Source organism: Nocardiopsis sp. NPDC050513 (assembly GCF_044457925.1).
Classification (GTDB): Bacteria; Actinomycetota; Actinomycetes; order Streptosporangiales; family Streptosporangiaceae; genus Nocardiopsis.
This window is the reverse complement of the sequence record NZ_JBITHK010000008.1, coordinates 161,782-174,439: the sequence shown is the minus strand read 5'-3', so window position 1 is coordinate 174,439 and position 12,658 is coordinate 161,782. Positions and strand designations below refer to the sequence as shown.

General features: G+C 72.9%; 12 protein-coding genes. 7 read left to right on the top strand and 5 right to left on the bottom strand.

What is annotated here, in order from left to right; translation table 11 throughout:
- Positions 1-24: 24 nt before the first annotated feature.
- A complete protein-coding gene (locus ACIBFB_RS16605) occupies positions 25-1,656 on the bottom strand; it encodes an MFS transporter (protein ID WP_397230902.1) in 1,632 nt (543 codons plus the stop codon).
- 174 nt (positions 1,657-1,830) lie between these two features.
- Between ACIBFB_RS16605 and ACIBFB_RS16600 the strand changes: the two genes are divergently transcribed.
- The 3 genes from ACIBFB_RS16600 (at position 1,831) to ACIBFB_RS16590 (ending at position 4,390) form a co-directional block, all read left to right on the top strand.
- Positions 1,831-2,382 (top strand): TetR/AcrR family transcriptional regulator, encoded by a 552-nt coding sequence (locus ACIBFB_RS16600; protein ID WP_397230900.1) that lies wholly within the window; start codon positions 1,831-1,833, stop codon positions 2,380-2,382.
- 341 nt (positions 2,383-2,723) lie between these two features.
- Positions 2,724-3,914 carry a mannose-6-phosphate isomerase, class I gene (gene manA, locus ACIBFB_RS16595; RefSeq protein WP_397230898.1) on the top strand — a complete coding sequence of 397 codons (1,191 nt, stop codon included), beginning with the start codon at positions 2,724-2,726 and terminating at the stop codon, positions 3,912-3,914.
- 104 nt (positions 3,915-4,018) lie between these two features.
- Positions 4,019-4,390: an FKBP-type peptidyl-prolyl cis-trans isomerase gene (locus tag ACIBFB_RS16590; protein ID WP_397230896.1), complete on the top strand. Its 372-nt coding sequence runs from the start codon at positions 4,019-4,021 to the stop codon at positions 4,388-4,390.
- A 103-nt stretch (positions 4,391-4,493) separates the two neighbouring features.
- Here the strand turns inward: ACIBFB_RS16590 and ACIBFB_RS16585 are convergent, their stop codons facing one another.
- Positions 4,494-5,669, bottom strand: coding sequence for an acyl-CoA dehydrogenase family protein (locus ACIBFB_RS16585; protein ID WP_397230894.1), 1,176 nt, complete (start codon positions 5,667-5,669; stop codon positions 4,494-4,496).
- Between the two features lie 163 nt (positions 5,670-5,832).
- Here ACIBFB_RS16585 and ACIBFB_RS16580 point away from each other — a divergent pair, with 163 nt between their 5' ends.
- Complete coding sequence (locus tag ACIBFB_RS16580; RefSeq protein ID WP_397230892.1) at positions 5,833-6,468, top strand: TetR/AcrR family transcriptional regulator; 636 nt, start codon at positions 5,833-5,835, stop codon at positions 6,466-6,468.
- Between the two features lie 42 nt (positions 6,469-6,510).
- On the opposite strand, the gene ACIBFB_RS16575 is transcribed toward ACIBFB_RS16580, so the two are convergent.
- Positions 6,511-7,086 (bottom strand): TetR/AcrR family transcriptional regulator, encoded by a 576-nt coding sequence (locus ACIBFB_RS16575; RefSeq protein WP_397230890.1) that lies wholly within the window; start codon positions 7,084-7,086, stop codon positions 6,511-6,513.
- Positions 7,087-7,212: 126 nt separating this feature from the next.
- On the opposite strand from ACIBFB_RS16575, the gene ACIBFB_RS16570 reads away from it, so the two are divergent.
- Both ACIBFB_RS16570 and ACIBFB_RS16565 read left to right on the top strand, forming a co-directional pair.
- Positions 7,213-8,697, top strand: a complete 1,485-nt coding sequence (locus ACIBFB_RS16570; protein ID WP_397230888.1) for an FAD-dependent oxidoreductase — start codon at positions 7,213-7,215, stop codon at positions 8,695-8,697.
- A 126-nt stretch (positions 8,698-8,823) separates the two neighbouring features.
- Complete coding sequence (locus ACIBFB_RS16565; protein ID WP_397230886.1) at positions 8,824-9,270, top strand: carboxymuconolactone decarboxylase family protein; 447 nt, start codon at positions 8,824-8,826, stop codon at positions 9,268-9,270.
- Between the two features lie 129 nt (positions 9,271-9,399).
- On the opposite strand, the gene ACIBFB_RS16560 is transcribed toward ACIBFB_RS16565, so the two are convergent.
- Both ACIBFB_RS16560 and ACIBFB_RS16555 read right to left on the bottom strand, forming a co-directional pair.
- A complete protein-coding gene (locus ACIBFB_RS16560; RefSeq protein ID WP_397230884.1) occupies positions 9,400-9,912 on the bottom strand; it encodes a hypothetical protein in 513 nt (170 codons plus the stop codon).
- Between the two features lie 208 nt (positions 9,913-10,120).
- Positions 10,121-11,077: an SDR family NAD(P)-dependent oxidoreductase gene (locus ACIBFB_RS16555; protein WP_397230882.1), complete on the bottom strand. Its 957-nt coding sequence runs from the start codon at positions 11,075-11,077 to the stop codon at positions 10,121-10,123.
- Positions 11,078-11,301: 224 nt separating this feature from the next.
- On the opposite strand from ACIBFB_RS16555, the gene ACIBFB_RS16550 reads away from it, so the two are divergent.
- Positions 11,302-12,645 carry a TrkH family potassium uptake protein gene (locus tag ACIBFB_RS16550; protein WP_397231131.1) on the top strand — a complete coding sequence of 448 codons (1,344 nt, stop codon included), beginning with the start codon at positions 11,302-11,304 and terminating at the stop codon, positions 12,643-12,645.
- Positions 12,646-12,658: the final 13 nt, after the last annotated feature.

Here is a 12,658-nt window from a genome sequence, read left to right as displayed (position 1 = left end):
CCCCGGGGCCGGGCGCCGTGTCGACTAAGCGCGCGCCCGCCCCTCGGAGCGCTCACGCGGCTCCGGGCCCGCCCCCGCGGTCCCGGGGTTCTGCGCCGCCATGGCCGGGGAGGTCTCCCCGCGCAGGAGCACCCACGCCTGGACGGCGGCGGCCAGGACGATCAGCGCGGCGACGGCGCTCGTCACGTGCATGCCGCTGGTGAACGCGGTCCGAGCCGCGTCCATGAGGCCCGCGCCGGCCGTGCCGCCCAGGTCGGCCGCGGCGTCGGCCGCCCCGCCCAGGGTCTCGGACGCCCGCTCCATGGCGTGCGGTGGAACGCCCTCGACGCCGGTCAGCGCGGACTGGTAGTACCCGGTCAGCACGCTGCCCAGGACCGCGACGCCGAGCGCCCCGCCCAGTTCGTAGGCCGTCTCGGAGATCGCCGAGGCCGCACCGGCCCGCTGCGGCGGGGCGGCGGACATGATGGCCCCGTTGGTGAGGGTCTCGGCGAACCCGGCGCCGGTCGCGATCAGTCCGAAGCCCACGGCCACGACCAGCACGCCGGTCGCCGCGTCGTGCTCGGAGGTGAACACCAGCACCGCGAAACCGGCCGCGGTCACGACGAGGGCCGAACCGATCACCGCCGCCAGGCTCAGCCGACGCGCGGCCCGCACGGCGACGAAGCTCGCCAGCACCGACAGCACCAGTCCCGGCAGCAGCACGTACCCGGCGCGCATCGGCGACACCCCCAGCACCAGCTGGAGGTACTGCGTCAGGAAGAACAGCGACGCCACCAGCGAGAAGACGATCATCAGGTTCGTGACGACCGCCACGCTGAACACGCGGGACCGGAACAGCTCCACGTCGATCAGCGGGTCCTGCAGGACCATCTGTCTGCGGACGAACGCGGCGCCGAGGGCCAGGCCGACCAGCAGGGACACGGCCGGAACGACCGCGAGCCCCTCCGTGGCGAGCTTCTTGACCCCGTACACGGCGGGCAGCATCGTGGCCATCGACAGCACGACGCTGGGCAGGTCCATCCGGCCCGGCCGCGGGTCGCGCGACTCGCGGACCAGGATCGGCACGAACACCAGGATCAGCGCCATCACCGGCAGGTTGACGAGGAAGACCGAGCCCCAGAAGAAGTGCTCCAGCAGCCACCCGCCCAGGATCGGACCGAGCGCGGCGCCGGCCGAGAAGCCCGACGCCCAGATGGCGATGGCCAGCAGCCGCTGGCGCGCGTCGAGGAAGGTGTTGCGCAGCAGGGACAGGGTCGAGGGCATCAGCGACGCGCCCGCCACGCCCAGCAGTGCGCGGGCCACGACGAGCACCTCGGCGTTGGGTGCGAACGCCGCCGCCAGGGACGCGGCGCCGAACGCGGCGGAGCCGACCAGGAGCAGCCTGCGGCGGCCGACGCGGTCCCCGAGGGACCCCATGGTGATCAGCAGTCCGGCCAGGATGAAGCCGTAGATGTCGATGATCCACAGCAGCTGGCCGGCGCTCGGCCGCAGTTCCTCGCTCAGCTGGGGAACCGCGAACCCGAGCACGGTCATGTCGACGGAGATCAGGATGACGGGCAGGACCAGAACGGCGAGCGCGGCCCACTCACGCGGGCCCGCGAGCGCGGGGGCGGCCCCTCGGGGGCCGAGCGTGGGGATGGGGCGGGCGGAACTCATCTTTCCTCGTTACGTCTCGCGGGTGGCGCGCCGCACGGAAGCGAGGGCGCGGTGCCGCCGGGCGGGAACGCGGGTTCCGGGCCGACGGGGGAGGGCGGTCGACCGGAGGGCATACTCCGCGACTCTTGAACCGTCCAGACGGTACAGTACCGTCCAGCCGGTACAGTGTCAATCGTGAACGCATCGAACACCCGCGACCGCATCCTCGACGCCCTCCAGGACATCCTCATCAACGAGGGCTACTCCGCCGTGACCCTGGAGGCCGTCGCCCGTGCCGCCTCGGTCTCCAAGGGAGGGCTCCTCTACCACTTCCCGTCCAAGACCGCGCTGCTCACGGGCCTGATCGACCGGCTGAGCGCGCTGGCCGAGGAGGAGTTCCGCGAGGCCCGGGAAGGCGGCGAGGGCGTGGTCCGCGTCTTCCTGCGCACCTCGCTGCCGCAGAGTCCGGAGGAGCGCGAGCTGTACTGGGCGGTCATCGCCGCACTGCGCGGCCAGGAGGACCTGTCCGAGGAGGCGGCGGGGCTCGTCCAGCGCCTCTTCACGCGGTGGGGAGAGCTCCTGCACGAGGAGCTCGCCGACCCCGTCCTGGCCGAGATCATCCTCCGCGCGGGCGACGGCCTGTACATGGCGGCGATCGCCGGTCTTCCCCAACCCGACCCCGACCTCCGCCAACGGATGTTCGACCGCCTGGTCGAGGCCTCCGACAAGGTGCGCCGACCGCGCTGACCAGCGGCGGGCCGGTGTGTTCGCCGCCCCTCGCCGGGAATGACCACCCACACGGGCCCGCCGGTCGCCCGGGCGCCGCGACCGTCCCGGGCCCGTGCCGGGGGAGTGACCCTGTGGTGCTGTTCACAGCGCCACGATCGTGGTTTACTTCCCAGTAACTTCGTGGCCGCCGTCGGGCCCCGCGGTCGTCGGGTGCCCGCCTACCTGGCGAGGTGAAGTGTGCACTACCTCAGTGAGTGGGGTGCGCCAGGTCGACCCGGGCGCCGTGCTTCGCGAGACTGGTCCCGCCTCGCCGGAGCGTCCACGGGGTGAGAACACGCAGACGGGAAGGCGGGGAGCCGATGCACAGGCTCACCAACCAGGTACGACCGTACGCCTGGGGTGCGCGAACCGCGATCCCGCGGCTCCTGGGCACCGAGCCCGACGGCACGCCCCAGGCGGAGCTGTGGTTGGGCGCCCACCACGGCGCGCCCAGTACCGCGCACTGCGACGACGGCCCCAGACCCCTGCCGCGCCTCATCGCCGACGACCCCCACCGCGTTCTGGGCCGCGACACCACCGAACGCTTCGGCCCCCGCCTGCCCTTCCTCCTCAAGTTCCTCGCCGCCGAGGCGCCCCTGTCGCTCCAGGTGCATCCCGACGCCGAGCGCGCGCGGTCGGGCTTCGCCGCCGAGGAGCGCGCGGGCATCCCCGTCGACGCGCCGCACCGCAACTACCGCGACCCCCACCACAAACCCGAACTCCTCCTGGCCCTGGAGCCCTTCGAGGCCCTGTGCGGCTTCCGCGAACCCGCCGCCGCCCGCGCCGACCTGGCGGGCCTGGACTGCGCGCTCGCCCACCTCCTCCGGGACGACCTCTCCGCCCCCGACGCCCACGACGCCTTGCGCTCCGCACTCACCCGCCTGCTCACCCTGCCCGAGGCGGACCGCGAGCGGCTGATCGGCGAGTTCGTCGCCGAGTGGGCCGCCTCCGGTGGCCGCGGCGCCCACGCCCGGGTGCTCGCCGAGCTCGCCGACCGCTACCCGGGCGACCCCGGCGCCGTGGCGGCCCTGCTGCTCAACCGGGTCACCCTCTGGCCCGGTCAGGCGCTCTACCTGCCCGCCGGGAACATGCACGCCTACCTGCGGGGCACGGCCGTGGAGGTCATGGCCAGCTCGGACAACGTGCTGCGGGCCGGGCTCACCTGCAAGCACGTCGACGCCCCCGAGCTGCTCGACGTGGTGGACTTCTCGGTCCTGCCGATCCCCTACGCCCGGCCCCGCCTCCTGGACGGGCGCCGCGAGTTCCGTCCGCCCGCCCCCGAGTTCGCGCTGCACGAGATCGGTCCCGGGCGCGTGGCCGCCCACCTGCCGGGGGAGGGACCGACCGTGGTCCTCGCACTGCGGGGCGAGGTGGAGCTGGTCGCCGAGGTCGGTCAGGGCGTCACGCTCCAGCGCGGTGAGTCGGTGTTCGTCCGGGCCGGCAGCGGCCCGATCAAGGTCGAGGGGCACGGCCACGTCGTCGCCGCCTCCACCGGTGGTCAGGGGCGCTGACGGCCCGTTCGACCCGACGGGTCGGGACACCCGCCGCGAAGGACCCGCGAGCGCCGATACCCTGGGCCCTTCCTGATCATTGTGACGACACGAGGGGGACCACCATGGCGCTTGAGCGTCCGGACGTCGACATGCCCGACGGCCCGCCGCCCGCGGAGCTGGAGATCACCGACATCACCGTCGGCGAGGGGACGCAGGCCGGTCACGGCAGCACCGTCGACGTCCACTACGTCGGCGTCGCCCACTCCACGGGCGAGGAGTTCGACGCGAGCTGGAACCGCGGCCAGACGCTGGGCTTCAAGCTCGGCGCCGGTCGGGTCATCCCCGGCTGGGAGCAGGGCGTGCTCGGCATGCGCGAGGGCGGCCGCCGCAAGCTGGTCATCCCGCCGCACCTGGCCTACGGCTCCAGCGGCGTGGGCCCCATCAAGCCGAACGAGACGCTGATCTTCGTCGTCGACCTGGTGGCCGTCAAGTAGGACGCCGGGTCCGGCCCGCCGCGCTCGAGCGGCGGGCCGGAGACGCCGACGGGGCCCGGGCGGCGCGCGCGGGCGCGCCCCGGGCCCCGTCCCGTTCCCGCGCCTAGCCCAGGGTTGCGCCCACCGTGACGTGGCCCTTGAGCAGGTCGCGGGCGATCGTGCGGCGCTGGATCTCGTCGGTGCCCTCGAAGATCCGCAGCAGCCGCAGGTCGCGGTACCAGCGTTCGATCGGCAGCTCGCGCGTGTAGCCCATGCCGCCGTGGATCTGCAGGACGCGGTCGACGATCTCGTTGGCCTTCACACCGCCGAAGAGCTTGGCGACGGACTGCGCGTGCCGGGAGTCGCGACCCACGGAGACCTGCCAGGCGGCGTGCAGGACGAGCAGCCGCAGGGCCTCGATCTCGGTCTGGGAGTCGGCGATCATCCACTGGATCGCCTGCCGGTCGGCGATCGGCGCGCCGAAGGTCTCCCTGGTCTTGGCGTAGTCGATGGCCATGGTCAGAAGGCGCTCACAGCCGCCCAGGGCGCGGGCGGGCAGCAGGTAGCGGCCCTTGCCGATCCACTGCATCGCCAACGCGAAGCCGTGCCCCTCCTCGCCGAGGATGTTCGCGTGCGGGACGCGCACGTCCTGGAAGACCAGGGCGGCGGGGCGGCGCTCGCCCATGGTGTCGATGGGCTCGGAGGTCCAGCCCATGTCGCGGTCGACGAGGAAGCAGGTCACCCCGCCGTTCGCGCCCTTGCCGGGGTCGGTGACGGCGAAGACCATCGCGAAGTCGGCCTCGTTGCCGCCGGTGATGAAGGTCTTCTCGCCGTTGATCACCCAGGTGTCGCCGTCGCGGACCGCGCGGGCGCGGATGGCCTTGGCGTCCGACCCCGCACCCGGCTCGGTGATGGCGAAGCAGGACCGGCGCTCGCCCTCGATCGTGGGGAGCAGGTAGCGCTGTCTCTGCTCGTCGTTGGCGTGGTACAGGATGTTGTCCGCCTCGCCGCCGAAGCGGAACGAGACGAAGGAGCGGCCGAGCTCGATCTCGATGATCGCGGCCGAGACCGGGTCCAGGCCCATCCCTCCGTACTCCACGGGGGTCTCCACGCCCCAGAAGTCGGACTTGCGGGCCAGCGCGCGCAGGCCGTCGCGTTCCTCCGCGGTGAGGCCGGGGACGTGCCCCTCGCGCTCACGGCGCAGGACCTCGTTCTCCAGGGGCATGAGTTCCCGCTCCACGAAGGTCCGGACCCAGTCGCGGACGGCTCGTTGTTCGTCGCTCAGTGAGAAGTCGATCACGGCCTGCTCCCATAAACCTAACGCTGTTCGGTTAAGGGGAGCGTACGGCCATTCCCGCCCGGTACGCAAGGGGTCGAACCGCCACGGTTCGCACGGCGCCGTGGGATGATCGGGCAGCGGCGGGCGAAACGTCCGTCGCGGGAGTGGAGAAGGAGAGCCGTCCGTGGCCCGACCCAAGACGCCGATCCTGAGCAGGGGAGCCATCCGCGCCGCCGCTCTGGTCCTCATCGACCGGGAGGGGCTGGAGGGGCTGTCCATGCGCAAGCTCGCCGAGGAGCTCGACGTGCGGGCCGCGTCCCTGTACAGCCACTACCGGACCAAGGAGGAGCTGCTCGGCGAGGTGGCCGACGACGTGGTCTCCGAGACCGACGTCTCCGGGTTCGAGAAGGAGGACTGGCGCGCGGGGATCACCACGTGGGCCCGTTCCTACCGCGTCGCCCTCGCCGCGCACCCGAACCTGGTGCCGGTGATCGCCGCCGGGCCGGGACGCCGCGAGGAGGCGCTGCGCCGGGCGGACACGGTCCACGGAGGTCTCGTGCGCGCGGGCTGGCCGCCGCGCTACGCCACGATGATCGGCGCCTCGACCAAGTACCTCGTGGTGGGCGCGGCCACGCAGTCCTTCGCGCGCGGCTTCGACGCCGACGTGCGGGTGTACCGCGACCGCTACCCGAACCTGTCCCAGGCGCACCGCCTCCCGGACCACGCGGCCGAGATCGACGAGGCGAGCTTCGAGCTGGCGCTGTCCGCGTTCCTCGACGGCCTCGCCCCCCTCTTCGAGCGCGTCCGCGCGGAGGCCTGAGGCGCCTCCCGGCCCGTCCCCGGGGCAGGCCGCGCGCCCCGGTCAGGTGCGGGCCGCCACGGCCAGGGCGCGGGCGACGCGCTCGGCGTCCTCGCCCCGGGGGAGGGGCTCGCCGACGGCCAGTCGCGCCATGATCACCCCCGACAGCAGGTCCGCGACCAGGCGCGCGTTCCCGGCGTCGGAGAGCTCGCCGCGCGCCACGGCACGGTCGAGCACGCCGGTCACCATCTCCAGGCGCCGGCCGAGGACCGCTCGCAGTATCACGCCGCCCTCCCCGCTCTGGAAGGCCTCGGCGAGGGCGTGCCGGGCCAGGGCCTCGGTCCGGGGCTGGGAGAACACCCCGTACACCGTCGTCGCCGCCTCGACCAGGTCCGTCTCCAACGATCCCGTGTCGGGGACCTCGATGCGGTCGATGGTGATCCGCTCGGCCGCCGCGACCACGAGGTCCCGCTTGGTGGCGTAGCGCCGGAACACGCTGGTGCGGCCGACTCCCGCGCGCGCGGCCACGTCGTCGAAGGTCAGGTCGGAGCCGTGTTCGACCAGCAGTTCCACCGCCGCGTCGAGGATCGCCGCGTCCTTGGCCGGGTCGGGGCGCCGCCCGCCGCGCTTTCCGCTCATGGTCTCCCGCCTCCGGGGTCTTGACTTCAGTTCTGGTACTCGTAGTATCGGTACTAGAGATTCCGGAATCAAGAGTACCGGAACTCGTTCGCGCAGTACCGCACACCCCCCGCGAAGGAGCACGTCATGAGCGTCATCGTCGTCGGATCCGGCCCCACCGGACTCATGCTCGCCGGAGACCTGGCCGAGGCAGGGGTGGACGTCAAGATCCTGGAGCGCCGGGCCGAGGAGTCCAACCTCACCCGGGCCTTCGCCGTCCACGCCCGCACTCTGGAGCTGCTGGAGGTGCGCGGCATCGCCGACGAGCTCGTCGAGCAGGGCTTCGCCGTTCCCGAACTGCGCGCCAGCTTCGGCTCGCGCGGCTTCTCCGTCGACCTCGGCCGCCTCGACAGCCGCTACCCCTTCGTCCTCATGGTCCAGCAGGCGCGGACCGAGATCCTGTTGCAGCGCAGGGTCGAGCGGCTGGGCGTCCCCATCGTCCGCGGAGCGGAGGTCACCGGCCTGGCCCGGGACGACGACGGTGTCACCCTCACCGTCCGCACCGCCGACGGCGAGCACACCGAGCGGGCCGACCACGTCGTGGGCGCCGACGGGGCCCACAGCGCCGTCCGCGGCCTCCTCGGCGTCCCGTTCACCGGCCGCAGCTACCAGACGCACATCATGATCGCCGACGTCCGTCTGGAGGAGGACCTGCCCAACGCGATCAACCCGTTCATCGGCGCCGACGGCTTCGCCCTGCTGCCCCCCTACGGGGACGGATGGTTCCGCGCCGTGGTCTGGGACCGTACCCGCGAGGAGGCGCCCCTCGACGAGCCCGTCACCCAGACCGAGCTCAACGCCTCCCTCGACCGGCTCACCCGGGGCCGGATCCGGATCGCCGAGACGCGCTGGTCCACCCGCTTCCTCAGTGAGCGCCGCCAGGCAGAGCACTACCGCGTCGGTCGCGTCCTGCTGGCGGGTGACGCCGCGCACGTCCACTCGCCGATCGGCGGCATGGGCATGAACACCGGACTCCAGGACGCCGCCAACCTGGGATGGAAGCTCGCGGCGGTCGAGCGGGGCTGGGCGCCCTCCTGGCTCCTCGACTCCTACGAGGCCGAGCGCCACCCGGTCGGCCGAGCGACCCTGCGCCTGACCGACACCCTCACCCGGATGGTCGTCGCCTCCGGCCCGGTCCGCGCGCTGCGCCCCTACGTCGTGCCGCGCCTGGTCGCCAACGAGCGGGTGTCCCGCGCCCTGCTGGGCATGCTGTCCGGGACCGGGTTCTCCTACCCCCTGCCCGACTCCCTCCTCGGTTCGCCGGGCGCGGGGGAGCGCGTGCCCGACCTGGAACTGCGGGTCGACGGAGCGCCCGCACGGCTGTACCCCCTCATGGACCCCGCGCGCTTCACCCTGCTCGACGCCTCGCCGGACGGCGCCGCCGCCACCGCCGCCGAGCCCTGGGGCGAACGGATCCGCGTCGTCCGTGCCGAGGGCGCGCTGCCGCACCGGGCCGACGTCCTGCTGGTCCGCCCCGACGGCTACACCGCGTGGAGCGGCCGCGCCCCCGGTGCGGACGACCTCGCCCGGGTGCTCACCGAGTGGGCCGGGACGGCGCCCGTGATCCGGTGAGAGGCGTCGCCCCGCCACGGACACGCGACGGCGCCGGGCGACCGGTGCGCGTGTCCCGCCCGTTGGTAGCGTGGGCGCGGACTCTCCCCGCCGCCAGGGGTGGGGAACCGTCGCCGAGGAGGTCCCATGGCAGGGAAGCGTGTCGTCTGGTCCAAGAAGCTGCCCGAGGTGTACGGCAAGCTCGACGAGGTCGACACGATGGTCGGCGAGCACGTCGACCTCACCCTGCTGGAGCTGCTGAAGCTGCGCTCCTCGATCCTCAACGGCTGCGCGTTCTGCGTCGACCTGCACACGCGCCGGGCGCTCGACGCGGGGGAGACCCACCAGCGACTCTTCCAGGTGTCCACCTGGCACGAGGCCGGAGCGGTCTTCACCGACGCCGAGCGCGCGGTCCTGGCCCTGACCGACGAGATGACGCGCATGGGCGAGGGCGGCGTATCCGACGCCACCTACGACGCCGTGGCCGGGCACTTCTCCGAGGAGCAGGTCGCCGCGCTCATGACGGCCATCGCGATGATCAACCTCTACAACCGTCTGGCGGTCACCAGCGGCCTGCACCCGCGCAGACGCTGAGCCGCATCCGGCCCGCCCGGTCATCCGTCTCCGTCGCCGCCCTCGCCGGACGCCCGCACGCCCCGCGGCGCGCTCCGCACGCGCGACCGCCCGCCCGCGCTCGTACGCGGGCGGGCGGAGGGTGTTCGGTCAGCCGGTGGTCTGCTCCCGGCCGCTGGCCTTCTCGGCCGACCCCTGTGCCGACTTCGCGCCACGCGGGGCCTCGTGCGCGGCCTGGTAACCGCTGCGGTAGGCGGCCTCCTGCCGTTCGTGCTCCATCATCTCCCGCTCGGACGGCCAACCGGCGGTCATGCCGTAGATCACCAGGACGTTGACGGCGATCGCGACGATCGACCACATCGGCATGGCGACGAGGAAGACCAGCTGGGCGAGGATGTTCAGCGAGGCGAGGACGACGCCGAACACCCGGGCCCAGGTGCTGCCCGACAGCACGGCGAGGCCGGCGATGACGAGGACGGCGCCCCACAGCGCGAGGAGCAGGCCCCAGCCACCGTACTCCCACACGAGCATGCCGGTTTCCGTGACCGCGTAGAAACCGGGGGTAAGCAGCGCGACCACGCCCTGCACGATGTTGACGGCGCCGATGACGATCATGAGTGTCGCGACGAAGAACTGCCAGCCGTTGGCGGATGTCGTCCGCATGGCGTGCTCCTAACCGGCCGTTCCGGGTGGATGTCGGACCCCGGGCACGGCTCCACGGGTGTCACAGCCGGGCGCGCACGACGCGTGCCCCCGATCATCATCGAACAGGGTCGGTCACGGGGACTCCTGAGTCCGTCACCGATCCGGCAAAGTTGCCGCGGCCGGGCTCCCGGCGGCGCGGCAGGCGGACGCTCCCGCCGGAACCGGCTCAGGCGAACGCGTCGACCCCCGTCAGTTCGGCGGAGAGGGCCCAGAGCCGCTCGGCCTGACCGGGGTCGAGAGCGTGGTCCTTCACCCCGGGGCGGGTGGCGTCGGTGCCGGCGGGCACCGAGACGTCGCAGTCCTCGCAGTACACCCCTCCCATCCCGGCCAGCTGCGGCGAGGTGGCCGCCCACACCTGGGTGGCGGCGCCCTGTTCGGGGGTCTTGAACACGGGGTCGACCGTGTTCCCCTCCTCGTCGATCCACCCGGCCGCGACCATCTCCTCCGTGCTCATGTGCCGCTGCAACGGCGTGAGGATCGCCCCGGGGTGCAGGGAGAAGGCCCGGACCCCGGAGCGCGCGCCCAGCCGGTCGAGTTCGACGGCGAAGAGCACGTTGGCCGTCTTGGCCTGGCCGTAGGCCTTCCACCGGTCGTAGCCCCCCGCGAACCAGGGGTCGTCCCAGCGGATCGGCGAGGCGTGGTGGCCGGCCGAGGAGACCGACACGACCCGCGCGCCGCCGTCGGCGAGGGCGGGCCACAGGCGGTTGGCGAGGGCGAAGTGCCCGAGGTGGTTGACGGCGAACTGGTACTCCCAACCCGGTCCGGCCGTCCACTGGGGACAGGCCATGACCCCGGCGTTGGCGATGAGGAGGTCGACGGTGCGGCCGGTGGCCAGGAACCGGTCGGAGAACGCGCGCACGCTGTCCAGGTCGGCCAGGTCCAGGGCGTCGACCTCGACCCCGTCGATCCCCTCCACCGCGGCCGCGGCCGACTCCGGCCTGCGGGCGGGCACCACGACCCGTGCGCCGGCCCCGGCCAGCGCCCTGGTGGTCTCCAGTCCGATGCCGGAGTATCCGCCGGTCACCACGGCCGTCCGTCCGGAGAGGCCGAGCCCCTCCACGACCTCCTCCGCCGTGCTGCGCGCGCCGAACCCGGATCCGATCGTCTGTTGCGGTGTCGTCATGCCGAGAACGCTAGAGGCTGGAGCGCGCTCCAGGTCAAGGCGCGCCGACCGACCCGGACTGGCCGCGGCTGGGCATACCATCGTCCGAGCGTGTGTGGCGTCGGTGCCACCCCAGGTCACATCGGAGGTCGGGCGTGAGGGAGGAGTGGGAGGGACGGGAACGGTCGCGTCCCTCCCCCACAGGCAGGGGACTGGTCACCGGCGTCAACCGGCTCCTCCAGGGGTTGTCCGGCTGGGCGAAGCCGCCCCAGTTGACCGCCGGGGCGTTCGCCCTGGCCATCCTGGTCGGCACGGTACTGCTGTCCCTGCCGATCGCCACGGAGACGGGGGAGGCGACCCCGTTCGTCAGGGCGCTGTTCACGGCGACGTCGGCGGTCTGCGTGACAGGGCTGGTGGTCGTCGACACCGCCGGACACTGGTCCACGTTCGGCGAGGTCGTGATCCTCGCGCTGATCCAGGTCGGCGGTTTCGGCATCATGGCTCTGGCCACGGTGCTGACGCTCGTGGTCGGCCGGAAGCTGGGGCTGCGCATGGCCGTGCGCACCCGGTCGGAGGCCAAGGCCCTGACGCTGGGCGATGTGCGGCAGCTGACCACGGGCATCCTCCTCGTGACGGCCGTGGCCGAGGCCGCGCTCGCCGCCGTCCTGACGGTGCGCTGGTGGCTCGGCTACGGAGAGTCCCTGGGCCGCGCCGCCTACCTCGGGGTCTTCCACTCGGTGTCGTCCTTCAACAACGCCGGGTTCGCCCTGTTCCCCGACAGCCTGGAGCGGTACGCGGCCGACCCGTGGATCTGCGTGCCCGTGGCGCTCGCGGTCGTCGCGGGCGGCCTGGGCTTCCCCGTCTGGCTGGAGCTGTGGCGCTTCTCCCGTCGCTCCGGGTCGCGGGCGCGATGGGCCTGGTCGCTGCACACCAGGATCACGCTGACCACCACCGCGGTGCTCCTGGCGGTCGGGTTCGTCTCCTTCCTCACCCTGGAGTGGCGCAACCCGGCGACCATGGGCGGGCTCAACCTGCGGGGGAAGCTGCTCGCGGCGTTCTTCCAGGCGGTCATGCCCCGCACGGCCGGGTTCAACAGCCTCTCCTTCGGCGAGATGAACACCTCGACGCTCCTGGTCACCGACGTCCTGATGTTCATCGGGGGCGGCAGCGCCGGAACCGCGGGCGGCATCAAGGTGACCACCTTCGCGCTGCTCGCCTTCGTGGTCTACACCAACGTGCGCGGGGAGCCGAACGTGCACGTGGCCGGGCGCCGACTGAGCGCGGGGGTCGCCGAGCAGGCCATCACGGTGGTGCTGCTCTCCCTCGGGCTGGTCATGACCTCCACCCTGGCGCTGATGATCCTCACCCCGTTCACGCTGGACCAGATCCTGTTCGAGGTGACGTCGGCGTTCGGCACGGTCGGGCTGTCCACGGGCATCACGCCGGAGCTGCCGCCAGCGGGGGAGGTGCTCCTCGTTCTGCTCATGTTCGCGGGCCGCATCGGTCCGATCACGCTCGCGTCGGCCCTGGCGCTGCGCCGCCACCCGCGCCGCTACGACCTGCCCGAGGAGCGGCCGATCGTCGGCTAGACGGGTCGTCCCA

What these genes read in the sequence shown, in the direction of transcription:
- ACIBFB_RS16555 (WP_397230882.1), bottom strand. Translation starts at nt 11,077, where the DNA reads ATGACGACACCGCAACAGACGATCGGATCCGGGTTCGGCGCGCGCAGC.
- ACIBFB_RS16575 (WP_397230890.1), bottom strand. Translation starts at nt 7,086, where the DNA reads ATGAGCGGAAAGCGCGGCGGGCGGCGCCCCGACCCGGCCAAGGACGCG.
- manA (WP_397230898.1), top strand. Translation starts at nt 2,724, where the DNA reads ATGCACAGGCTCACCAACCAGGTACGACCGTACGCCTGGGGTGCGCGA.
- ACIBFB_RS16570 (WP_397230888.1), top strand. Translation starts at nt 7,213, where the DNA reads ATGAGCGTCATCGTCGTCGGATCCGGCCCCACCGGACTCATGCTCGCC.
- ACIBFB_RS16560 (WP_397230884.1), bottom strand. Translation starts at nt 9,912, where the DNA reads ATGCGGACGACATCCGCCAACGGCTGGCAGTTCTTCGTCGCGACACTC.
- ACIBFB_RS16590 (WP_397230896.1), top strand. Translation starts at nt 4,019, where the DNA reads ATGGCGCTTGAGCGTCCGGACGTCGACATGCCCGACGGCCCGCCGCCC.
- ACIBFB_RS16605 (WP_397230902.1), bottom strand. Translation starts at nt 1,656, where the DNA reads ATGAGTTCCGCCCGCCCCATCCCCACGCTCGGCCCCCGAGGGGCCGCC.
- ACIBFB_RS16565 (WP_397230886.1), top strand. Translation starts at nt 8,824, where the DNA reads ATGGCAGGGAAGCGTGTCGTCTGGTCCAAGAAGCTGCCCGAGGTGTAC.